The sequence below is a fragment of the Lapidilactobacillus wuchangensis genome, from assembly GCF_003946645.1.
In the GTDB taxonomy this organism is placed as follows: Bacteria; Bacillota; Bacilli; order Lactobacillales; family Lactobacillaceae; genus Lapidilactobacillus; species Lapidilactobacillus wuchangensis.
In genome coordinates this window covers 93292-117715 of sequence record NZ_RHOU01000007.1, presented here as the reverse complement: position 1 = coordinate 117715, position 24424 = coordinate 93292, and the positions used below count along the sequence as shown (strand labels likewise).

Here is a 24424-nt window from a genome sequence, read left to right as displayed (position 1 = left end):
GTGACTTCTTTCTTTGATTGAATTTTAAATTAGACAGTTGGTTGGCTAATATCAAGAACAGTATAACTACGCGCATTGTAGCGATTGCGGCTAAAGGAATATTCAAAGGGGGTGCCATCTTGAAGCCAAGCAACTTGTTCAACTTCCAAGATGGGATCGCCTGGCTGGCAGTTTAAGTAACGAATATCTAGATCATTGCTTAAATCGGCATGAATTTTACGATAGGCGCCACTTAGTTTAAGACCAAGATCATCTTTAAGGTAACTATAAATAGAATGTAATAAGATTTTTTCATTTAAATCCGGCATTAATTTCTGCGGCATATAAGTGTGTTCCAATACATAAGGCTCATCGTTAACGAGCCGCAGCCGAATAATGTCGAAAACTGGTTCATTCTTTTGTAGTTTCAGATGAGTCATCAATTCTTCAGTGGGAAACATAATTGCGAATTTGATCACCTGACTAGTGACGCGTTCGTGGCCAAGTTCAGCAGTTAAACCCATGTGCTCTTCAGCCGGAGAATTAGTATCGATTTTCAGGGGAATATCACCTAAAACATAAGTACCGTCACCGCGACGAGTGTAAATCAATCCTTCCATGGTTAAGCCATCGAGGGCTTTTTTTATTGTCATCCTGCTAACGCCAAATTCTTCGGCCAAGGTGTTCTGGTCGGGCATGGCTGTTTTCGGTTGGTAAACACCTTCGCGGATTCGTTTACGGATTTCTTTAGCAATTTGTTCATATTTAGGTGACTGTGGTTGCATGTTTGCTCCCCCTTAAGATTTTTTACTCCGTCGGCTTGAGTTGGAACAGACGACTAGCAAAATCATAGGGTTGCGGTCGTTGCCAATACTCGGCGGCTTTATTTGTATAGTCTTTATTGAGTATTATACCAATATTTTGGAGTTCATCGCCGAAAACTTCAACAGTACTGATGATTGAATTATGATTAATATCAATTTCACTGAGTTGATATTTTTGCTTAGGGTCAAGGCCACGTAAAACCAAACGTTGATAGTCAGGATTGGCCGGACTCAGAACTTGGTAGTAGCCAATCAACCCGTTCTTAGTAAACGCATCATAAACTTCCCAAGCTGGCGTATTGCTGGTAAAAGGACTTTTTAGGCGATAAAATTGTCCTTTTTGAATGAGTGGCTGCACTCTTTTAGCGAATTGAATCTGGGCCTTAATGATGGTCAAATCTGCAGCAGGCAATTTAGTGAGATCAAGCTCGTAACCAAATGTACCAAAAACAGCAACTGCAGCGCGAGTACTTAACGGCGTGAGTCGACCGACTTGATGATTAGGTACCGCCGAAACGTGAGCTCCAATACTTTGTAATGGATAGAGCAGTGAGGCACCATACTGGATTTTCAAACGTTCAATAGCGTCGGTATCATCACTGGCCCACCCTTGAGAGGCATAGTAAAGCATGCCACCGTCGAAACGGCCGCCACCACCGGCACAGGATTCAATCAATAGTTCTGGGAATTCAGCTAATAATCGGTGGTAAAGATGATAAACACCCATAATATAACGATGATAAAATTCACCCTGCTGTTCAGCAGTTAAGTAATTAGAAAAGGCTTCAGAAATATAACGATTCATATCCCATTTTACGTAGTCAATTGGTGTACTGTGTAGAATCTTAGCCATTTGGTTGTAAATAGCAGTGACCGCGGCGGGATTACTGAAATCAAGGACGTATTGGTTACGGCCGTGAGAGCGACGTTTAGCGGGATGACCAATGATCCATTCGGGATGTTCAGCAGCTAAGGGCGTATCTAAGGAAATCATTTCCGGCTCGAACCACAGGCCAAATTTCAGGCCTAACTTGTTGATCTCATTTGCTAAATGTGGCAGGCCGGCAGGTAGTTTGTGATTGTCCACGGACCAATTTCCGAGGGACCCATTATCACTGTCACGGTGACCGAACCAACCATCATCTAATACAAACAGATCTAGGTCAAGCGCTTTAGCTTGTTGGGCCAACTTTAACAATTTTGCTTCATCAAAGTCAAAATAAGTAGCCTCCCAATTGTTGATCAGAATTGGCTTTGGCTGATCAACCCAACGTTGATCAATCACGTGTTCCCGGAAGAAGGTTTGAAAAGCTTGGCTCATGCCAGTTAATCCTGCTTGGCTACAAGTTAGAATTGCTTCTGGCGTTTGAAATTTACTCTGTGGTTGTAGCAACCAGTCAAATTGAGTTGGCGAGATACCTAGGCTGATTCTCGTTACGTCATAATTATCAACTTCAACTTGTCCCAAGAAATTGCCACTGTATAACAAAGTTGCCCCATAAACCAAACCTTGAGTTTCCGTACTGTCAGGACGAGCCAAGGCTAAAAACGGATTATGTTGATGACTACTTGCACCACGATCGCTGTCAATTGCCATTCGTCCAGTCATGAGATGACGTCGTTCGATTTGCATCTCTTTGGCCCAAGCGCCATGTAAATGAAGCAAGTCATAATTGGCATCAGGCAAATCTAAGCTAAAACTTAGCGCACGTTGTAAATGATAGCTAGTTGTTGTGTCAAGGTTGCGGAAAGTCGTACTGCGAATAATAATCGCATTTTCTTGGCTAATCGTGTAATGCAATAAAATCTGTAAAGGCGAATAGGCGTCTTGTAACGTAATCGTTAAAGTAGTGGCCGTTTCATCATGGTAACGAGCATGGGGCAACTCACCTAGGTTTAAATAGCCTGGTGTAATTTCAAATTTTTGATATTTAAACTCTGAAATGTAATCACCATCAGGATATTTAATGGCATAGGCTCCCTGACGGAAATCGGTCGTGCCAAAACAAGGATATTCTTGCTGGATGTGTTCTAGGGATGAAGTGTAATCGCCAGTTAGTTGATTATCGGCTGGCCGCAGATCACGGACAATCAAATGATGATAATCAATCGGCGTTTGAATGGCTGGGCCAAAATAGAGTTGTTCTAGTTGACCAATTTCAGGAATCACTCGGAAAAGATAACTAATTTGCTGATTGTGTAAATGAAAAACTAAATTCTGATTATCAATGGTGATCAGTTGACTATCAGTTGTCATCATGAATAAAGAACCCCCTAATTTTATCGCTGACTTTCGGTAGATATTCGTGACCATATTCAGGTAAAACAATTAAATGCTTTTTACTGCTAATTTTATTATAAGTCGCAAATTGGGTTTCTGGTGGCACAGTTGTATCCTGCAATCCCATTGACCAGTAAACTTCACCGCGAATTCTAGAGGCCAAATTCTGGATATCAATGTACTCTAATGTATGAAAGATTTCGGCTTCTCGCTCATGTAATGGATCGCGGAATTGGAACCAATATGGAATTTCTTCAAAGGCTGAATTCTGCGCACCTATTTGATAGGCATAGCGGAAGTCAGAAAGAAATGGATAACTAACTTGAATACGGTAGATTTCCGGAACTAAACTTGCACAGGCAATGGCCAGACCACCACCCTGGGAAGCACCAGTAGCATAGATGCGTTGCTGATTGACACCAGGATAGTTCATTAGAATTTTGGTTGCTTGCGCTGTATCCAAATAAACACTGCGGTAATACAGACTAGCAGGGCCACTTTCCATGCCCCGAATAATCAGCCCCTTCATTACATCGCCCTTGGGTGCAGTTGCAATCTCCGACAAGCCACCCTGACCGCGAGCATCCATTGCCAAAACAACATAGCCCTCAGCAGCCCAACCAAATTTGTCTTGATAGTCGCCAGAATCACAATGATAACCGTGAAACATGATCATTCCAGGATGAGCAATTGCTGGATCATAAGGTTTGGGAGTAATTAATTGACAATGAATCCGCGCTCCCTGAACGCCAGTAAAGAATAAATCATAGGCCTGAGCGACGTTTGAAGGAATAGCGACTTTAGTAACTTCATAAGTGTCAGGCAAGGCATTCATTTCTGCCAACCCTTGTTGCCAGAAATCATCAAAATCAGCCGGTTTTTGCGCGCTACCGGTGTAAGTTTGCCATTTTTTTAGATCAATCATTTGCGAACTTCCTTAATATAAAAAAGTGATTTCTTTTTTGATGTAGCGTTTTCATGATATAAGTATATACATATAAAAATAAATGTCAAATAGATCTATTGAAATAGCAATTTTTAAATTGAAAGTGGCTTATTATTATTAGATATAACAAATCGTTATGCCTAATTTAATTTTCTATAACTGAACTTTATTGTTAGTTATCAGTGATATATCAATGATTTTAATTTAAATAAAAATATTTTCAAATAAAGACTATACATTTAAAATGAGTCGTGCTATCATTTCATCTGTAAGCGATTTCGCTCTGAATCAAATTCGAATTAATCTAGCTGATATTTTTGCCTAAACTTAATTACTTGCCGGCAGCTATTAATAATTAAGGATAAGTTAAGCGATTAATTGGAATAACTTGTTTTGAATCGTATGGGAAATAGCAATCATCGTGTGTGACTGGTGGTTAGTTAATATTTCTGATACTCGATTTTAGGAGGATGTAAGAATGAAAAAGCGTTTGGTTTTACTTGCTGGTGTTTCGGCAGCATTGATGTTACTTTTAACGGCTTGCGGCAGCAAAAAGTCTGCTGACAAGGCTGATAAGACAGAAACAATTACGTTCATTAATCATAAAACTGACTGGCAAAGTAATGGTAAGTGGAAAGCTTATATGAAAGAGTTCAATAAAAAGAACCCTAACATTAAGGTTAAAATCGAAACCATCACGGACTATGCTGGTCAAATGAAGACACGGATGAACTCGAACCAATATGGTGATGTTTTCATGTTGCCAGATACAGTAAAACCACAAAATTATGCTCATTTCGTTGAACCGCTTGGTAAGCAAAAAGATCTTGAGAAAAAGTATATTGGATTAACAAATAAATCTTATAATGGCACTTCTTATGGGATTCCTTCACAATTAAATGCTTCAGGGATGGTTGTCAATATGAAAGTCTTTAAGGATGCTGGCATTAGCAAGTTTCCAACTAATACCGAAGACTTCATTGCTGCTTTGAAGAAAATCAAAGAAAAGAACCCTGAAGTCACACCACTTTACACGAACTATGCGGCTGGTTGGACCATGGCTAACTGGGATTTCATGCGGCCAGGTATTACTGGTGATCCGCAAGTCACTAATAAGTTATTAACTAATAAAGCGCCATTTTCTAAAGGCGAAGTGATGTACACAATTTACGACACACTGTACAAAGTCGCTAATGATAAATTAATTGAAAGTGATCCAACCACTTCTGATTGGGAACAATCTAAAGTTGATATGGCCAACAATAAGATCGGGGTCATGGTCTTAGGCAGTTGGGCAGTACCACAAATTCAAGAAGCGAATAAAGACAATGCCAAGAATATTACTTTCCAGACTTTCCCTGCTAAAGCCAAGGATGGTAAGCAATACATCAGTGTTGGTGCCGACTACAATTACGCTATCAATGTTCACAGCAAGCACAAAAAGGCTGCGCGCAAATTGATTGATTGGTTAGTTAATGATTCTGATTATGCCATTGATAATGGTGGTCTCCCTACTAAGAAGGGAGCCGAATATCCAGAAGCATTGAAGTCAATGCAAAAATCAGGTGTTAAATTGATTGAACCTGCTGCAGCACCAAAGGGCAAAGAATCATTATTTGCTGAAATTGATGATGCTTCAGAAATCGGTTTGGATACGACCGATAAGACGAAACAACGGATTGTTGATGCCGGTATTGGTAATTCTAAAGAGAGTTTTGCTGATATTATGAAGGATCTCAATACTAAATGGGGCGACGCAATCAAATCCGTCGGTAACAATTAGTTTTTGAATTAACAGAACGCTTGGAAGTATTCTGAGAAATTAGAATACTTTCTTTATTTCAAACTGCAATCAGTATTAATAATTAACCGCAGTGAATAAAAGGACGGGTTAAGATGAAAGAATCACGTTTCGATTATCGCAAGCAAAAAAAATTAATAGTGGTCCTCTTTACAATTATTCCCATTGCACTTTTGCTTGTGTTCTCGTATTACCCACTATTAAAAATGATTCAGTATAGTTTGACGGATTGGGACGGATTCTCGCCATCAAGTCATTTTGTGGGACTCCAAAATTACAAAACGGTCTTTACCAATCCAACTTATTTTTCAGTTTTCCGAACTAGTTTGTATTACTTTATTGCCACGTTCTTTCAACTTGGCTTAGCTTTGTTATTCGCAACCTTGTTATCATTCAAAGTGAAGTTTGCCAACTTCTGGAAGGGCATCTTATTCTTCCCTTATTTACTGAATGGTGTTGCCATTGGCTTTATCTTTCTCTATTTCTATAAGCAAAATGGTACTTTAGATACGGTCATGAACTTCATTGGGTTGAAAGGTCAAATTCATCTTTGGTTAGGTGATCGCTCAATTAACAATATTTCCTTAGCCTTTACTTCAATTTGGCGCTATACCGGTTTTAACTTCTTAATTTTCTTAGGGGCGATCCAATCAATTAACCCTGAAGTTTACGAGGCCGCTGAAATGGATGGCGCTAATCGTTGGGCTCAGTTTAAATACATTATTATTCCTGGTATTAAGGAAATTCTGTTCTTGAATATTATCCTCGGCGTCAGTGGTTCATTGAGCGTTTTCGATATTCCATATATCATGACCAGTGGTTCCAATGGGACGAATACGTTTGTTATTCAGACGATTGATACAGCATTTAAGTACAATAAACTAGGGCTTGCTTCAGCGATGGCGATTGTTTTATTAGCGATTGTCGTGGTTGTCACTGTGATCCAGCGGCTAGCAACTAGAGAAAGAGGTGCCAAATAATGGTTCAATCTAAGAAATTTACAATTGGTGCGTTCTTTAAGTATCTGATTTTAGTGATTGGTGCGATTGTTGCCCTGCTGCCAATCTTGGTTGTTTTCCTCGGCTCGTTCAAATCAAACAATGAATTTCTGACAACTAGTGTGCTAAGCTTGCCAAAGCACTTGGATTTTTCAAATTATAAAACGGCCTTTGTTAATGGACAGATGTTGATTGGTTTTAAAAACACCTTGATTATTTTTGTTATTAGTATGGCCGGTAAATTATTGCTCGGGTCGGCTTTTGCTTATGCCGTTAACCGTTTCGACTTTAAACTTAAGAAGACGATCATGAGTTTGTTTATGGTAGCCATGTTGATTCCAGCAATTACCAGCCAAGTAGCCACTTTCCAAATCATTAATAATATGGGCTTATTCAACAAAATTTGGTCAGTGATCATCTTGAACCTGGGAACTGATGTCATCTCGATTTATATTTTCCTACAGTATTTAAATGAAATTCCAGTTTCACTTGATGAATCAGCCTTTCTCGATGGCGCTAACTATTTCCAAATTTTCTACAAAATTATTTTACCTAACTTGAAAGCACCGATGGTCACTATCTTAATTATTAGTGGGGTCGCCATTTATAATGATTTCTACAACCCATTCTTATATATGCCTGATTCTAATTTGAAGGTTATTTCCACCGCGTTATTTGCCTTCAAGGGTCCTTATGGTACTAATTGGCCAGTCATTCTTGCTGGTGTGATCATCGTTATCTTACCAATTCTGATTGTCTTCTTGTCATTGCAGAAATATATTTACAATGGGGTCGTCGGATCAGTTAAATAGGAGCTTAAGTGTAATGAGTCAAAAAAGTAGGTTAGTTCGCATTGTTGAACAATTTTATATCTTAGTGAAGGCTGCGGTGATTTTCTGGTGGGCCGTGATTCGCAATGGTGTCGTTTACGGCTGGGTCAAAGCATATTCAGAATTAGCATTATATCTTCGCATGCCGGATTTAGGTATTAAGTACCTACGTGGACATTACGCTGAGCAAATAACTAAAAATAAATTACTATCATTTTTGGTTAGCATCGATCTGGCGTTATTTTTCCTCTTGAGTCAACAAGCGAAGCCTTGGCACACATTCGTCTGGTATCAAATTATGATTGTGGTGTTATTGCTGGCCAGCATTATTTACAGTATCTATCTAACAATCCTGATTTGGTGTCAACAACAATATCAAATGATGCCACAGCAACATTATCTACTTGCGTTAACTATTTTAGTTAAGAAGCCATTGTTGAGTTTGACGTTATTGATGTGTGTGACTGCTTTAGGATTGCTGGCTTGGCTTAATCTCTGGTTATTCTTATTCATCGGACCATCAGTCTATTGTTGGTTAACGACGAAAATCATGCAGCGTCTGCTTAATCATGCCGAAGGAGTGGGCAACTGGAAGTTAGTTGAATATCATTAATGCGTGCGTTGTTTATAAAACCAGGTATGAAAAGGCGGATAGCTCTGATTAGCATTAAGATAGAATTCTGAATAATTGGTACTAATTATTGTCTAGTCATCATTGAAATAATAGTGTTGCTTAAACGATCTTATCCCAGCATTCTATTGGGACAGGATCGTTTTTTAGATTAACTAATTAGTAGATCCAACCAACTTGGTGAAAAAAATATAAAGCCATTTCAATGATGAACAATTCCTTGGCAGGAACCAACAATACTGAGTAATCTATTGAATTACAGGAAATTAAGTTAATAAATAATCAATTTAAGTATCACCAAATATGTGATAATCTTATATAAGCATTATTATTTATGCTAAGTTGTGATATTTTGTGTATTTTAATATTACTCATGATAATGGTACTCAAATTTAGACGCATTCTGACTAATCTGTAGTGGTAACTGACAATTAAGGCCCTGATGACCAAAATTTTTCAGTTGAAAAAGAAATTTATCTGTAAGGAGCATCAACATGTCCAAGACTAAAAAGATTACTTATATCTTGGCAATTATATTATCAATCATTTATTTATTGTGGCGAGTATTTTTTACGATTCCTTGGCAGGCCAATATTTTTGTACTGATTTTTGCGTTGCTGCTCGTTATCAGTGAACTGATTTCAAATTTCACAGCGTTTATTTTGATCTTTTTCCGGTTACTTGCGAAGAAGAATCAAATAAAATTAACGATTCCAGAATTTGAGCCTAATGTCCCATTGCCAGCCGTTGATATTATTATTGTGACTCATAATGAAGATTCCGAGTTGTTACGTAAAACAATTAATGCTGCGACTTTTATCAGTTATCCTGAACAACATAAAGTTAATATTGTCGTTGCCGATGATGGCAATCGACCTGAAATTGCGCAGTTAGCCGCGGAGTATCAGGTGCAATATATCGGTATGGATGACAATAAAGAGGCTAAGTCGGGCAATATTAACCATGCTTTAGAGCAGTTATCAGCACCACTTTTTGCAATCTTTGATGCTGATATGATCCCTTTTTCTGGTTTTTTAACGGATACTGTACCGCTCTTTATGCAGAATTTTCAAGAATGCGAGCAAGATGATACCGTTGCTCGCCTAGGATTTGTGCAAACACCACAAAGCTTCTATAATGCCGATATTTTTCAATTCAATTTGTTTTCCGAGAAGGCTATTCCTAATGAACAGGATTTCTTCTCGCGTGATGTTAATGTCTTAAATGGCACTAATCAAACCGCTTTATTCACTGGCTCAAATGCTGTTTTTTTAAGATCAGCAGTTGATGAAGTTGGCGGTTTCCCAACGGACACTTTAACTGAGGATTTTGAACTTGGTACTAAAATAAATATTGCTGGCTATACAAGCTTGGCAACTTCTGAACCACAATCTAGTGGTATAACACCAATTGACTTGAAGGGCGTTATTAAACAACGCACTCGTTGGGCGAGGGGCGTGATTCAAAGTTGTCATAATCTGCATATTTTTATCAATCCCAAATTACCATTTAAAAATCGCCTCATCCTGATTAATTCATATTTTTATTGGTGGTCCTTTTTCAGACGGATGGTGTATATGATTGCTCCTATCCTGTATGCCTTATTTAAAATTCAGGTGGTTAATGCTAACTTTTGGATTCTAATGCTGATCTGGGCACCTGGTTATTTCTTATTACATTATGTTTTAAAGGATACTTCTGACTCAATTCGTAATGAACGTTGGGGAGAAATTCAAGAAACATTTTTTGCGCCCTATTTATTTATCCCAGTTATTTTGGAAACTTTAAGAATTAAGGCGAAAAAGTTTAAAGTTACGACCAAAAATGCTAATTCGACCTTTAAAGATAAGCTCTATATTTTACCGTATTTAATTTTATGGTTAGTCACGTTAGCAGCAATTATTAAATTCAATTATGGAAAATTTGGTTCCGAAATATTAGTGGGTAGTGTGATAACTTTTTGGTTACTGATGCATTTTATCAATTTAAGTTTTTGTCTGTTTATTGCCATGGGACGCCCAGTTTATCGTAAAAGTGAACGCTTTTCTAGACAAATTCAAGGGACAATCCAACTCGTGACCAAGTGGCTACCAAATCAGAGCGTTGGACAAGCAGAATCGTCTCAAAATGAATATGAACAATATCGTTGGTTACCAATTCAAACGTTGGATGTGTCAGAGGGCGGTTTATCATTTTTTTTTAAATCATCAGCTGATGACGAACAACTGGAAGAGTCTGAAGTCGTGCCAATTAAATTACAAACTAATCGCCAAAATGTGGCGCTGAAAATAAAAATTATGCGAATTAGTCAAGGCGACAATCAGTTGGAGTATAGCGGCCAAATCGTTGATCTTAATGCAGCTGACCGTAATCAGTATTTCCAATTAATTTATGATGGGTTTAATGATAATCTACCTCTGACTCAAGATAATTGGGTTTCGCCCTTTGACGAGCTTTATATGAACATTATATTGCGCTTGAAGAAAGTTGAACGGCGGCTAAGTAGACTCAATCGCGTGTAGCAAAATAACAGTTATAGTTTTTGTAATTAATGGAGGAAAAAATGATTTGGTGGGGTTTAATTGTTTTTAGCTTGGCGTTAATTGGCTATAGTGGGACATTGCGTTATTTAGGAATTAATCCATATTTATCATGGATCACTGCTATCATGGTTGAAATTATTTTGCTATATATTTCAGCCATGCTTAAGATACTTGAAATTGGCTATTTTGTCGTCGTGATTTTAGGGTTACTTTTATTTGTAGGTCGTCTTATTTTTACTTTTTTAGGCAAAGGTCGGTTGCAATTTGAAGGCATCCATTTGTTTGATATTTGGATGCTTGCTTTAGGCATTGCCATGGCAGTGGTATTGTTTCATAGTTCGTTAATACATTATGATAATTTTTCCCACTGGGCAATAATTGTTAAATTCCTTCATTTTGAAGCTAGATTGCCTGGTGCGGCTGATACAATTATTTCATTTACATCCTATCCACCAGCAACATCGTTATTCGTTGCTTTGTTTACCAAGCTTGTTGGCTTTAGTGACGGCAGTATGTTGGTGGGGCAATTTTTGATTATTTGGGCCGCGTTATATTCGTTATTTGCCACGCTAAGAGATCGTACGCGGGGACTGATGTCGACGGTAATGTGTCTGATTATTGCATTATCGTTTATCTTTAATATTGCAATCCGGTTAAATAATCTATTAGTTGATTATGTATTGCCAGTATTAACCATTGCCGCTTTAGTGGGTATTTTTGTCTATCGACTACAGCCAAAACTTCTTTGTGCGCATACTGCTTTATTTGTGGGTGGGCTGCTGTTAGTTAAAAACTCGGCGATTTTCTTTGTGGTGATTATTCTCGGGTACTTCTTATATACGTTATTTAAAGTGAATAATGATAAGCGCTGGCAATCTACTGTGGCGGTAATTGGTACATTTCTTGGTACAACCATGATTTCATTTTTGCCATTTATTTGGTGGGGGATACATGTTCATCGTACCTTTAAGGTTTCCAAGCATGAAATTAGTTTGAAAATGTATCAACATCAATTTGCTACCGAGGGCAGTGACCATATTCTTAAAATTGGTCATAAAATGTTGGCAGCTTTATCGAATATTCAGTCGCTTTCAGTTCAAGGTGTTCTACTCGTTAATTTAGTCTTATTTATTAGTTGGCTCCTTATCTACAAGGGATTACGACATAAAAACTCACTTTTAAAAATAATGTTTGGTCTGGACGTTATTTTTCTCGTCTATGTTTTTAGCCTGTTTGGGATGTACATTTTTTCAATGCCTTATGCTGAAGCAATCAATCTTGATGGTTATGAGCGTTATATGTCTAGCATTGTTGTTTTAAATCTATTTATCGCAGGTATTTTTTTAGTTCGAGTAATGGATCAAGCGTTGTATGAGCAACGATTTGAAAAGCGTAATTTACGTTCATTCAAGTCACTTTTTTCGAAAAACCTTTATCAAATGTCAACCTTTATTGTTTTAATCTTTTCTATTATTGCGATGCTTTCAGAGATTAATGGGACTCAGTTTACTAATCGTTTTAGCGGTAACCAGTTACCTCAACAAATGAAAGCAATTGCCCAGCCAACGACAAAACTAAATAAAGCTAAGATTTTAGTGGTTGATCCGCATCCAATAGATGTCGCCGATTATTATGCAGGTTATGTTGGTAAATATTACTTTTTCAGTGATAAGGTTGTGGCGCAGGAAAACTTTATGGAATCACCTGCTCAATTTCAAAATAATGTTCAGCGCTACCAGTATGTCGCCATTCCTGAGTATCATCATACATTCACGGTGATGACGCGTAAGGTTTATCGGCAACACATTAAGATCGGCCTGTTCAAAGTAACGCCCCAGGGTTTACAGCGTATTACCAAAGTGGAGCCTTCAAACTAGCACTTACTTATTGATAGTGCTAAACTCAAGTTGAATGTTTTAAAATGAACGGAGGATGCACATGACTGTATTGACAGAAACATATAAGTTAAGTAATGGTGTTGAAATTCCTAAAGTTGCCTTTGGGACTTGGCAGATTCCTAATGGGGATGCAACCTACAATTCTGTAGCAACGGCTTTAAAGAATGGTTATCGCCATATCGACACTGCCAAGGCTTACGGCAATGAAAAGAGTGTTGGCCAGGCCATTCGCGATTCTGGTATTGATCGCAAGGAAATTTTCGTTACTTCTAAGTTGCCAGCTGAAATTAAAACATATGATGGTGCCTTAAAGGCTTTTGATGAGACGATGGCTGATCTGGATATCGATTATTTGGATCTTTACATCATTCACGCACCATGGCCATGGAGCCAGATTGGTAAGAATTGTGACCAAGGTAATATCGACGTTTGGCAAGCCATGGAGAAGATTTATGCTAGTGGCCGCGTTCGCGCAATCGGTGTTTCCAACTTTGCTGTCCGCGATTTGGAGAACTTGTTGCCGCACGCTAAGGTTAAGCCAATGGTTAATCAAATCCAATATTATGTTGGCTTTACTGAACCTAAGATTACTAAGTATTCAGAAGAGCACGGTATTTTAATCGAAGCTTATTCACCATTAGCGACTGGTCGCATGTTAGCCAATGAGAAAGTCATTGCCATTGCAAAGAAATATGACGTTACTCCAGCCCAATTAGCCATTCGCTTCTGTGTTGAAAATGGTGTTTTACCATTACCAAAGGCCGTTACACCAGCTCATATCGTCAGCAACAAGGAACTTGATTTTACAATCTCTGCCGCTGACATGGCAGAATTAAACGATTTGAAAGATACTACTGATGGCACGAACCATAACCCAACTCAAGGTTAAGCTGATCAATAGCTAAATTAAAAAGCACTTCGGAAATTTTTCCGAAGTGCTTTTTTGTATGGTTTTTAACTGTAATAAACTTTAAAGACAATGTTTTGGTCATGATTTCCGAAACCACTGCCGAATAAGGTAACCCCACCAACGTGTTCCGCATCAGCTTTAACTTCAATTTTGAAGTCCCAAATATCTTCGACGTTTTTGAAATCGGAGATGTTGATGTTTGAAAGAGAATCACCATCAATATAAGTGCCATTATCTTTCGTAATTCGTAACGTTTTTAATAAGCCGTATTGGTTAATATTAGTTGGCCACCAAGTTGGTGTGTACTTGCCGCGAGCGTCACCAAAGTCACCAGGACTAGTCCAGGTGCCTAATTCGGTACCATTAAGTGAAAAGCTAATATCAGAGGGCCATTCATTATTAGTGAAAGGAAATTCTGAAGAAATTTCAAAACTGATTTCAATTTGTTCAAGACGTTCCTTGGGCTTAAGAAGATTAGGTGTTTTGTAATCGACAAACCCCTTGGTAAACCAGAGAATTCCGGCATCCATTCGTTCAGAATCCATAAAGTATTTAGGCTCATCCACTTCACCAATGAAATGACTAGTAGTGGCTAAACCACAGGTCGGCGAAACCTTATAGTCAACAAAATGACCAACAGGAATACTGGATTCGTAGTTTTCAAAGGAATGGTAAATCTTTTGGGGAAATTCAATGTTGATTTGATCAACCTTTAAGATTGAAATTCGTTGTAATCCCGATTTTCCTGGAATCCTTTCAGTTTTAATTAACCCCGCGGTTTCTAATTTGTTAATGTGTTTGGTGACAATCGCACTACTAATATTAAGTGCTTTAGCCAAGTCCTTGATGTTCATTTTATTTTTTGATAATAAGCGAATGATTTTGAGACGAACATCACTTGCTAAAGCCTCATATATCGGTAACGAATCGTTTGAAATATCAAGTTGCATAGCATTATCCTTCTGTTAATTATATTTTACTTACTTAATATAAATGTTTTTTAAAGCTTAGTCAACAAATTTGATAGCAAATGTAGTTAATATTTTAGTTAATGTTACATTTTATAATTCTAGAAAGAATTACTTATATGTTATTGACAGCGATTACAAATGATGATATATATAACTATGTAGTTAATTAAAGGAGGAACGAATATGAAAGGAAGCTTGATCTTAGACACACATACTAGCGTTGCTAAGATTGATCCACGCATATTTGGTTCTTTTATTGAGCATATGGGACGTGCAGTTTATACCGGGATTTATCAACCTGATTCACCATACGCGGATCAGGACGGTTATCGAAAGGACGTCATTGATTTAGTAAAAGAACTAAATGTACCAATCATCCGTTATCCAGGAGGCAACTTTGTCTCCGGCTATAACTGGGAAGATGGTGTTGGCCCAGTAGCAAATCGGCCAAAACGTCTTGACTTAGCTTGGCGAACAGTAGAGACTAACGAATTTGGCCTTCACGAATTTATGAAATGGTCACAGAAAGTTAACTCTGATGTTTCGATGGCAGTTAACCTTGGAACGCGCGGGTTAGATGCTGCTCGTCATTTGCTAGAATATTGCAACTTTCCCCAAGGCACTTATTATAGTGATTTACGTCGCCAAAATGGTGCTGAAGAACCGTTCAATGTTAAAACTTGGTGTTTAGGCAACGAGATGGACGGGCCTTGGCAAATCGGTCATAAAACCGCCGATGAATATGGTCGCCTTGCTGAAGAAACTGGGAAAGCAATGAAGCTGGTTGATCCAGATATTGAGCTGATTGCTTGTGGTAGCTCAGCATTAGATATGCCAACTTTCGGTCAATGGGAACAGACAGTGCTTGACCATACGTATGATCAAATTGATTACTTGTCGTTGCACCGTTACTACGGCAATCGCGATAATGATACAGCTAATTATTTAGCTCAAAGTCTAGATATGGATGATTTTATCACTGGCGTTCTCGCAATTTGCGACGCTGCTAAGGCCAAACGTCACAGCCATAAAACAATCAATCTTTCCTTCGATGAATGGAATGTTTGGTATCACTCTGATCAACAAACTGCTGACAATAAGCCATGGCAGGTTGCCCCGCACTTATTGGAAGATATTTATAATTTTGAAGATGCCTTGCTTGTTGGCACGTTGTTGATTACTTTACTGAAACATTCAGATCGAGTAAAAATTGCTTGTTTAGCACAATTAGTTAATGTGATTGCCCCAATTATGACCTCTGAGAATGGTAAAGCTTGGCAACAATCAATTTTCTTCCCATTCATGCAAGCCTCAGAGTATGGTCGCGGAACCGCACTAACTCCGATTCAAAGCTCACCAACTTATGAAACCAAACAGTTTGAACAAGTACCATATTTAGAAAGTATTGCGGTTTTAAGCGAAGATCAACAAACAGTGACCGTTTTTGCAGTCAATCGTTCTGCTAAGGAAAGTTTAGAATTAAATGTCAGCGCCGGCAATCTTAATTTCGACCACGTGCTAATGGCAACTGAATTCGCCGGATATGATGTGAAAGAAACCAACGAGCAAGGGCAAATGAAGCTCGTGAACAATTCAGCTGTATCAGTTGAAGCCGATAACTTAACTGCTCAGTTGAAACCACTATCTTGGAATGTAATCAGAATTGCATTAAATAAGGCATAGGGAGTGTCAATACAATGAAAATTTGGAAAAAGCTTGGGTTAGTCGCATTATCAACCATGATGGTTTTAGGGATGGCAGCTTGTGGTAGTAAGAGTTCTTCATCTGATTCTAAGAAACACACAATTACATTTATGTATCGTGGTGGTGAAGATGAAAAGAAAGCATATGGGCAGGCAATTAAACAATTCGAGAAGACTCACAAGAATGTTAACGTGAAAATAATTGTGACCAGTGCTGATAATTATGCTACTAAATTACAGGCAGCTATTTCTGGTAATAAAGTTCCTGATGTTTTCTATATTGAGCAGAATAATTTATTAGCTTATGTTAATAATGGCGTTTTGAAAGACATTAGCAAAGAAGTTAAGAAATCAAATATTGATTTGGATAACGTATGGTCATATGGCGTGAATAGTTATCGTACCAATGGCAAGACTGTTGGCAAGGGCCCATTATATGGCTTACCTAAAGATGTTGGCCCAATGTCATTAGGCTATAACAAGACGATGTTTGAAAAGAACAATATTCCTTTGCCTGACAAGGACAAACCATATACTTGGGATCAATTCATTGAAGTTTCTAAGAAATTAACTAAGGATACCAATGGCGACGGCAAGATCGATCAATATGCTACTGGTTTCAATGTTAACTGGAGTTTACAAGCATTTGTTTGGAGCAATGGTGGCGACTGGACAAATAAGAATAAAACCAAGGTAACAATCAATACACCACAGTTTGCTGAAGCATTGCAATACTTCGCTGATTTCCAAAACAAGTACCATATCACACCTTCTGCTAAGGAATCTCAATCACTTGATACCTATCAACGTTGGATGAAAGGTGAACTGGCCTTCTTCCCGGTAGGACCTTGGGACTTGAGCACTTACAATAAATTGAAATTCGATTATGATTTAATGCCTTGGCCAGCAGGTAAGACTGGTAAGTCAGCAACTTATGTAGGTTCATTAGGTATTGGTGTTTCCAACAAAACAAAATATAGTCAAGATGCTGTTGAATTAGCTGAATACCTGTCAACTAATAAAAAAGCACAAAAGACATTAGTTGATGCTGGTGTACAAATTCCTAACTTAAAGAATATGGCACAAACTTGGGCTGATGATAAATCATTAAAACCTGCTAATCGTGAAGAATTCTTACAAATTGTTAACGATTATGGTCGGGCAATGCCTGCAGCAACCACATACAACTCTGAATGGTATGACGTCTTCATGACTGATATTCAACCAGTTCTTGATGGTAAAGTTACTGCTAAAGAATATGTTAAGAAAGAACAACCTAAGATGCAGACAAAATTAGATGCTGCTAATCAGCAATTAAAGGCTACTGCACAAAAATAGATTAAATTTGGAAAGGGATGGGAGATTGCCCATCCTTTTCCTGTTCAGGAGGTCTAAATATGACTGAAGAAACCGTCGTAGAAAAAAAGAAAAAAACATTTTTCCATCATGATTCAAAATTATATCGCGACGAACATCGAGCAGCGTTATTAATGATTGTTTTGCCTGTGATTGGGTTTACTATTTTTACACTATTACCATTAATCTATTCGATCTTCGCTTCCTTCACTAATTGGAACGGTTTGGGTGAGATGACCTTTACCGGTTGGCGAAACTTCCAATTAATGATGAAAGATAATTATTTCTGGCAAACATTGGGAAATACCTTTTATTTAATGTTGGGTATTCCAATTGGGTTAATATTATCGTTTCTTTTGGCATCAGCTTTGAGTCGTGGCTTAAAAGGGACAACTTTTTTCCGAGTCGTTTATTATATTCCAGTTATTTCTTCTTTGGCAGCCATCGCAATTATGTGGCAATGGGCATACAACGGCGATTACGGCTTAGTTAACCAGGTACTAGCATTGGTTGGCATTAAGGGGCCAAACTGGTTACAAAATGTTCATACTGTTAAACCGGCTATTATTGCAATGAGTGTTTGGAAGGGCTTAGGCTACTCCATGTTACTTTATTTGGCAGCAATTCAGAGTGTACCGAAATCATTCTATGAAGCTGCTGATCTGGATGGTGCTAATGCTTTCCAGAAGTTTAAGAACATCACTTGGCCAATGTGTCGTCCAGTTACGTTCTTCTTAATTATTACCAATGTTATTGGCGGTTCACAGATTTTTACAGAAATTAACATTATGACGCCAACTGGTGGTCCTGAATATAGTTCAGCGACAATTGTTTGGTACATCTGGCAGAAAGCATTCAAAAACTTCCAAATGGGATATGCCTCTGCTATGTCAATGATCCTTGGTATTCTGATTTTTATTATTACTGCCTTGCAGTTCTATGTTAATCGGAAATCGGATTACAAATTAAGTTAGGAGGAACTGTACAGTGGCCAAGTCAAAAAACACGCAACAAAAGGTTAAACGTCAAAGTACAGGCGCCAATATCCTGATCTACATCATTCTTATACTCGGTGGCATTATTATGGTTGGACCATTGATTTGGATGGTTTCGACATCATTGAAAGATAAAATGGGTGTTTTCCAATTGCCACCACAATGGATCCCCAATCCAATACGTTGGGATGCCTATAAGCGTCTGTTCTCATTAAGTGAAATGTATGCAGGTTTTAAAAATACAATAATTGTTTCCTTTACTGTAACAATTATCGGGTCAATTACATCTAGTGTCGCAGCTTTCTCATTTGCAAAGTTACGATTGCCATTTAAAAACACAATTTTCTTAATTTTGTTAATTGCATTAATGGTGCCGTACCCAGCCGTTATGATTCCCCAATTTATGATCTTTTCCAAGATTGGGTGGGTCGATACACTGAAGCCATTAATTGTTCCAGGATTGTTTGGTAACATTACAATGATTTTCTTCTTAAAACAATATTTACAAAGTGTGCCAGATTCAGTAATAGAGTCCGCCAAAATTGATGGTGCTGGTTATACAAAGATTTTTACAAGTATTATTTTCCCACTGATTCGGCCTGCAGTAGCTGCACAATTTATTTTATGGTTTATGGGTGCGTGGAATGATTACTTGGCACCATTGATCTACTTAAATTCACCAGAAAAGCAGACATTGCAAGTTGTTATTGCAAACTTGTCGGCAACATATGCTACACAAACTGATTATCCATTAATTATGGCTATGTCATTTGTTGCATTGTTACCAGTATTAATCATTTTCTTGATTTTCCAGAAACAAATTATTGAATCAATTGCATTATCAGGTACTAAGGGATAATCAAATTAGGATATGGAGTGTGAGTAGTATGGGATGGGCGCAAAAAATAATGGTTGTGCTACATTTTATTGAAGTGATTTTTTTACTTAATATTTTGTGGATTATGGGTGCCATTGCAGGATTGGGAGTTTTTGGGATCTTTCCTAGTACTCGCGCTGTCTTTCTTTTGATTAATAATGGTATTTTGAAAAAAGAGGATGAAAGTTCTTTTAAAGAAATTAGTAAGGACTTTTATAGAAAATATCGAACTGATTTTTTGATGATAAATAAGTTTGCATTGATTTATATTCCGATATATTTAATCTTGATGTTTGATTTTAACGCAACAGCTTTAATGCCAACCCAAATCAAGGTTTTTGCTTTAACATTATTGATTGTTTTATTAGTATATGTATTTCTGACCAATGTTTATCTGTTGATGGATGAACAGATAATATTTGGTAAAGTGCTTATCAAGAAAATAATGGTTATGCCAATGGTATTTCCTATTGCATCAATTGTTTTCTTTGTTTTTGTAGCAACGTTAACGTTATTGACAATCAGGTTTTCTTTTATTTTTGTGGCATGTTATTTCAGCATTATTATTTTGATTCAAGTATATTTCCTTAACGAAAATATCAAAAAGCGTATAGCGCCAAGTAACGAATAGTATTATTTTTAATTTTAGTAGGGAGTTAATTATGCAAGAAGCGGAACAAAAACAACCGATCGTCCTACAACGTGCCGATCCTTGGGTATATTATCATACGGATGGTTATTATTATTTTACTGGTTCAGTGCCGGGTTATCAGGAAATTGAAGTTCGACGTGCTCGCCATTTGTCAGAACTAGAAAATGGGGAACGTGTGAGTGTTTGGCAGGCGCCAGCAACTGGCATTATGAGTCGTTTGATTTGGGCGCCGGAAATTCATTATCTCAATGGCAAGTGGTATATCTATTTTGCCGCTGCTGATGATGAGTCAGTGCGTAATGCACAACACCATCACCGGATGTTCGTTATTGAATGTTCCGAAACATCACCAATGACCACGAATTGGCAAGTTAAAGGGCAGATTAAAACGCCACAGGATAGTTTTAGCCTTGATGCCACTGTGTTCGAATTTAAAAATGAACTTTATTATTTATGGGCCCAGCAAGCACCAGCAATTCCGGGCAATTCGAACCTCTACTTAGCAAAAATGAGTAATCCCTGGACTTTAGCCACCGCACCAACTTTACTCTCAATTCCCGAGCATTCTTGGGAAAAAATTGGTTTTAAAGTTAATGAGGGCGCAGCAGTTTTGATTCGGAATCATCGGGTATTGATTACTTATTCCGGGAGCGCCACTGACGAGAATTATGCCATGGGCTTACTTTGGGCTGATGCAGACAGTAATTTACTTGATGCCTATTCTTGGCACAAAATTGATCACCCAGTTTTCAAGAGTTCACCCAAGAATCATTTGTTTGGTCCCGGTCACAATAGTTTTACAACGACGCCAGATGGGCAAACCGATATTTTGGTTTATCACGCTCGTCCTTATGATAATCACGGTATTACCGGTGATTCCTTAGCTAATCCTGATCGACATGCCTATGCCCAAGCTTTTACTTGGGATGATCAGGGATTTCCAGTATTCGGTGAGCCTGGCGACAACTAGAAAGGATAATTAACTTCATGTCAAAAATTACTGTTCATAATCAACAACGCCATAAAATCAGCAAGTATCTCTATGGCCAATTTTCGGAGCATTTAGGTCGCTGTATTTATGAAGGACTTTGGGTTGGTGAAGACTCAGATATTCCCAACGTTAACGGCATTCGTTCTGATGTTGTTCAAGCACTAAAAGAAATTAAGGTGCCCGTTCTTCGTTGGCCAGGTGGCTGTTTTGCTGATGAGTATCATTGGCGTGACGGTATTGGACCGCGCGAAGATCGTAAAAAAATTGTGAATACCAATTGGGGTGGTGTCGTTGAGAACAACCACTTTGGTACCCATGAATTTTTCGAACTTTGTCGACAACTAAATACTGAAGCCTATATTAACGGTAATGTTGGTAGTGGCACAGTTCAAGAAATGTCAGAATGGGTTGAATATATGACCTTTAATGGGATTTCACCAATGGCCGATCTACGGGCTAAAAATGGTCATCCTGATCCTTGGCACGTGAAATTCTTTGGCGTCGGCAACGAAAGCTGGGGTTGCGGTGGTAACATGCGACCTGAATACTATTCAGATTTGTATCGCCGCTATCAAACCTTTGTCCGTAATTATAATGGTGCAGAACCAATTTATAAGATTGCTTCCGGTCCTAATATTGATGATTACAATTGGATGGACGTTTTAATGAAAAATGCTGCGCCATTAATGGATGGCATTAGCTTGCATCATTATGCATTGGCCTCAGAATGGGAAGACAAACGACCTGCTTTGGGTTTCCCAGAAAAAGAATGGTTCTCCCTCATTAAGAGTGCTCAAAAGATGGACGAATTAGTCACTAAACATAGTGCCATCATGGATAAATATGACCCTGATAAACGCGTTGGCTTGATTGTGGACGAGTGGGGCTCATGGTTGGCCGTGGAACCTGGGACTAATCCAGGCTTCTTATATCAACAAAATACGATTCGTGATGCAATGATTGCTGCAATTACCTTGCATATTTTCCAAGATCATGCTGACCGGGTACAAATGGCGAACATTGCCCAAATGGTTAATGTTTTGCAGGCGATGATTTTGACAGATGGTGCCAAAATGGTTAAGACACCAACATACTATGTGTTCAAAATGTTTCTGGACCATCAAGATGCTGAAACAATGGTCACTGATCAGCAGTTAGCAGCAACAACTAGTGTTTCTGTTTCAAAAAAAGACGGGGAATATCTAGTTTCCTTATGCAACTATGGCTTGGATGCAGCTGATGATTTACAGGTTGACTTCGACGAAGCAATTACGGCAGTTACTGGTGAGGTATTAAGTGGTCAAGTGATGGATCAGCATAACGACTTTGATCAACCAGATGCCGTTGCACCAGAAAAATTGCAGAACGTGCAGTTATCTGGGCAAAGTGTCACTGCAACAATTCCAGCAATGAGTGTTGTGACTTTACATGTCAAAACGTCAAAATAATTGTATTCGCTGCGATTTATTAGAAGGCCTTGATCGCCAAGATACTGAAGCACTAATTGACGAACAGCTTGCTCTGGAAGTGGGCCATTTTGTGACCGACGATTTACGTGAGCAGCGTTTGGCAATTTGCCGAACTTGTCCCTTTTTTCAAAATGGTCTTTGTCAGAAGTGCGGTTGTTACTGTCGATTCCGCGCCAGTTTAAATAATAAAAAGTGTCCCTTAAATAAATGGTGACACATTAAGTCAGAACACCCTCAGAATTCAGGTTTGATTCTGAGGGTGTTTATTTAGTTTAGCTATTTTTGAGAGGAGTTTAATGAAATGATTTCGCAAACAAAATGGGCTCAAGATCAATGGGGCTTGATTGGCGTTCATGATCCGACAATCGTTAAAGATCAAGATAAGTATTACCTGTTTTCCACAGATACCGCGGTAGACGGTAAGCCAACAGCTGGTGCCCAAATTCGAGTTTCTGCGGATTTACAACATTGGCAATATTTGCGAACTGCTTTGCCCGGCGTTCCAGCAGTAGCCAGGCAATGGAGTCAGGCTAGCGGATTGTGGGCCCCAGAAGTTAAAAAGGTTGGCACCAAGTTTCTGATGTATTATTCTGCTTCGACATTTGGCAGTCGTACATCCTGCATTGGTCTGGCGACGGCCGATCGTGCAGCTGGTCCTTGGCAAGATCAAGGCCTTGTTGTGAAAACCAATGGCCAGCAACATGGCCAAAATGCCATTGATGCAAACTTAATTGCAGATCGTAATGGTGATTATTGGCTAGTCTACGGATCGTTCTTCGGTGGAATTTATATTGTGGCGATTGATGCGAAAACTGGTTTTACCAAGGTTGCCAATGATGAGGGGACTCAAATCGCCCAACGACCAAGTCGAGCACAAGATGGTGCCATTGAAGGTTGTTTTATTCAATATCAATCAGATCAAGATTATTATTATTTGTTTATGTCGTACGATTCGTTGACCTGGTCGTATCATGTTCGCGTGGCAAGATCACGAGAAATCACCGGACCTTATGTGGACTTTAAGAGCAATTCTGTTATTTATCCTGAAGGCACTGACTATGGTCAAATTGGTACCAAGATTCTAGGTAGTTATCAATTTGCCGAACACTATCCTTGGGTTGCCCCTGGTCATAATTCAATTTTCACTGATGACCAGCAACAGTTTATGGTCCACCATGTTCGTGACCACGCCTTGCAAAATAGTTCGTATGGTTTTATTCGCAAGTTGTACTGGCTAAACAATGGCTGGCCGGTGGTATCGCCCAATTTTTATCATCCTGGTGAGCAACAAATTCAATTGGAGCAAAATATAAATGAGCAACAGACTGGTGAAATTATTCGCTGGCCGGCCACATCTGAACTAATCCCTAGCCACCAAGTAGTCATTAATCAAGCGCTATTAGATACCTTGACCAGCTATTTAGTTGTTCGTAGCTATGATTGGGAATTAGCCGCGTGGAGAAATTACTTGCTTGGTATGGATAAACAGGGAAGTGCTGTCTGGCTCCAATTAAGTTAAAGAAATCAAATTATTAGAAGTTGAATTGATAACTAATGATCAATATGTTAGTCTAATGATACATGGAGAGGTTAAGCGGTGGCTGTTCTGATTGGAAGGGACTGATGCTGATGGAAAAATCCTAAAGCAGACAGACTTCAATGAAAGGAGCAGCAAGTGTCTGTTAAAGATACGCTGGATTTAATGTTGTGCTTTGGCATGTTTGTCATTACACTACTGACAGCCAGCGATTATCGAAAAAAATAGCACA

At 38.5% G+C, this 24424-nt stretch carries 21 protein-coding genes; 17 read left to right on the top strand and 4 right to left on the bottom strand.

What is annotated here, in order from left to right:
* Positions 1-29 precede the first annotated feature (29 nt).
* From EKM82_RS07405 to EKM82_RS07395, 3 genes are read right to left on the bottom strand one after another with little or no spacing between them, the layout of a single operon-like run.
* Positions 30-764: a GntR family transcriptional regulator gene (locus tag EKM82_RS07405; RefSeq protein WP_125767662.1), complete on the bottom strand. Its 735-nt coding sequence runs from the start codon at positions 762-764 to the stop codon at positions 30-32.
* Positions 765-786: 22 nt separating this feature from the next.
* Positions 787-3063, bottom strand: coding sequence for an alpha-galactosidase (locus EKM82_RS07400; protein ID WP_225419686.1), 2277 nt, complete (start codon positions 3061-3063; stop codon positions 787-789).
* Positions 3050-4009: an acetylxylan esterase gene (locus tag EKM82_RS07395; RefSeq protein WP_125767661.1), complete on the bottom strand. Its 960-nt coding sequence runs from the start codon at positions 4007-4009 to the stop codon at positions 3050-3052. The genes EKM82_RS07400 and EKM82_RS07395 overlap by 14 nt, the downstream gene beginning before the upstream one ends.
* Before the next feature lie 499 nt (positions 4010-4508).
* Between EKM82_RS07395 and EKM82_RS07390 the strand changes: the two genes are divergently transcribed.
* From EKM82_RS07390 to EKM82_RS07360, 7 genes are all read left to right on the top strand, one after another.
* Entirely contained in the window at positions 4509-5813 is a 1305-nt protein-coding gene (locus EKM82_RS07390) for an ABC transporter substrate-binding protein (protein ID WP_125767660.1), read from the top strand.
* 113 nt (positions 5814-5926) lie between these two features.
* A complete protein-coding gene (locus tag EKM82_RS07385) occupies positions 5927-6811 on the top strand; it encodes a carbohydrate ABC transporter permease (RefSeq protein ID WP_125767659.1) in 885 nt (294 codons plus the stop codon).
* Positions 6811-7641: a carbohydrate ABC transporter permease gene (locus EKM82_RS07380; protein ID WP_125767658.1), complete on the top strand. Its 831-nt coding sequence runs from the start codon at positions 6811-6813 to the stop codon at positions 7639-7641. Before EKM82_RS07385 ends, EKM82_RS07380 begins: the two co-directional genes overlap by 1 nt.
* A 13-nt stretch (positions 7642-7654) precedes the next feature.
* Positions 7655-8272 (top strand): hypothetical protein, encoded by a 618-nt coding sequence (locus EKM82_RS07375; RefSeq protein WP_125767657.1) that lies wholly within the window; start codon positions 7655-7657, stop codon positions 8270-8272.
* 512 nt (positions 8273-8784) lie between these two features.
* Complete coding sequence (locus tag EKM82_RS07370; RefSeq protein WP_125767656.1) at positions 8785-10812, top strand: glycosyltransferase family 2 protein; 2028 nt, start codon at positions 8785-8787, stop codon at positions 10810-10812.
* A 41-nt stretch (positions 10813-10853) separates the two neighbouring features.
* A complete protein-coding gene (locus EKM82_RS07365) occupies positions 10854-12710 on the top strand; it encodes a glycosyltransferase family 39 protein (protein ID WP_125767655.1) in 1857 nt (618 codons plus the stop codon).
* A 61-nt stretch (positions 12711-12771) separates the two neighbouring features.
* The gene (locus EKM82_RS07360) at positions 12772-13620 is read left to right on the top strand and encodes an aldo/keto reductase (RefSeq protein ID WP_125767654.1); all 849 of its coding nucleotides are present in this window, start codon (positions 12772-12774) and stop codon (positions 13618-13620) included.
* Positions 13621-13685: 65 nt separating this feature from the next.
* Here EKM82_RS07360 and EKM82_RS07355 read toward each other — a convergent pair whose 3' ends face one another.
* The gene (locus EKM82_RS07355) at positions 13686-14591 is read right to left on the bottom strand and encodes an ArsR/SmtB family transcription factor (protein ID WP_125767653.1); all 906 of its coding nucleotides are present in this window, start codon (positions 14589-14591) and stop codon (positions 13686-13688) included.
* Between the two features lie 204 nt (positions 14592-14795).
* On the opposite strand from EKM82_RS07355, the gene arfA reads away from it, so the two are divergent.
* The 10 genes from arfA (at position 14796) to EKM82_RS11955 (ending at position 24420) form a co-directional block, all read left to right on the top strand.
* Positions 14796-16295 carry an arabinosylfuranosidase ArfA gene (arfA, locus tag EKM82_RS07350; protein ID WP_125767652.1) on the top strand — a complete coding sequence of 500 codons (1500 nt, stop codon included), beginning with the start codon at positions 14796-14798 and terminating at the stop codon, positions 16293-16295.
* A gap of 14 nt (positions 16296-16309) precedes the next feature.
* Complete coding sequence (locus tag EKM82_RS07345; RefSeq protein WP_125767651.1) at positions 16310-17653, top strand: ABC transporter substrate-binding protein; 1344 nt, start codon at positions 16310-16312, stop codon at positions 17651-17653.
* Positions 17654-17712: 59 nt separating this feature from the next.
* Complete coding sequence (locus EKM82_RS07340; protein WP_125767650.1) at positions 17713-18645, top strand: carbohydrate ABC transporter permease; 933 nt, start codon at positions 17713-17715, stop codon at positions 18643-18645.
* Between the two features lie 13 nt (positions 18646-18658).
* Positions 18659-19525, top strand: a complete 867-nt coding sequence (locus EKM82_RS07335; protein WP_225419685.1) for a carbohydrate ABC transporter permease — start codon at positions 18659-18661, stop codon at positions 19523-19525.
* A 28-nt stretch (positions 19526-19553) separates the two neighbouring features.
* The gene (locus EKM82_RS07330) at positions 19554-20174 is read left to right on the top strand and encodes a YesL family protein (protein ID WP_125767649.1); all 621 of its coding nucleotides are present in this window, start codon (positions 19554-19556) and stop codon (positions 20172-20174) included.
* Positions 20175-20205: 31 nt separating this feature from the next.
* Positions 20206-21165: a glycoside hydrolase family 43 protein gene (locus EKM82_RS07325; RefSeq protein WP_125767648.1), complete on the top strand. Its 960-nt coding sequence runs from the start codon at positions 20206-20208 to the stop codon at positions 21163-21165.
* A gap of 17 nt (positions 21166-21182) precedes the next feature.
* A complete protein-coding gene (locus EKM82_RS07320; RefSeq protein WP_125767647.1) occupies positions 21183-22634 on the top strand; it encodes an alpha-N-arabinofuranosidase in 1452 nt (483 codons plus the stop codon).
* A complete protein-coding gene (locus EKM82_RS11960; protein WP_125767646.1) occupies positions 22615-22869 on the top strand; it encodes a DUF6171 family protein in 255 nt (84 codons plus the stop codon). Before EKM82_RS07320 ends, EKM82_RS11960 begins: the two co-directional genes overlap by 20 nt.
* A gap of 87 nt (positions 22870-22956) precedes the next feature.
* A complete protein-coding gene (locus tag EKM82_RS07310) occupies positions 22957-24174 on the top strand; it encodes an arabinan endo-1,5-alpha-L-arabinosidase (protein ID WP_125767645.1) in 1218 nt (405 codons plus the stop codon).
* Positions 24175-24330: 156 nt separating this feature from the next.
* Positions 24331-24420 (top strand): putative holin-like toxin, encoded by a 90-nt coding sequence (locus EKM82_RS11955; protein ID WP_125767644.1) that lies wholly within the window; start codon positions 24331-24333, stop codon positions 24418-24420.
* Positions 24421-24424 lie beyond the last annotated feature (4 nt).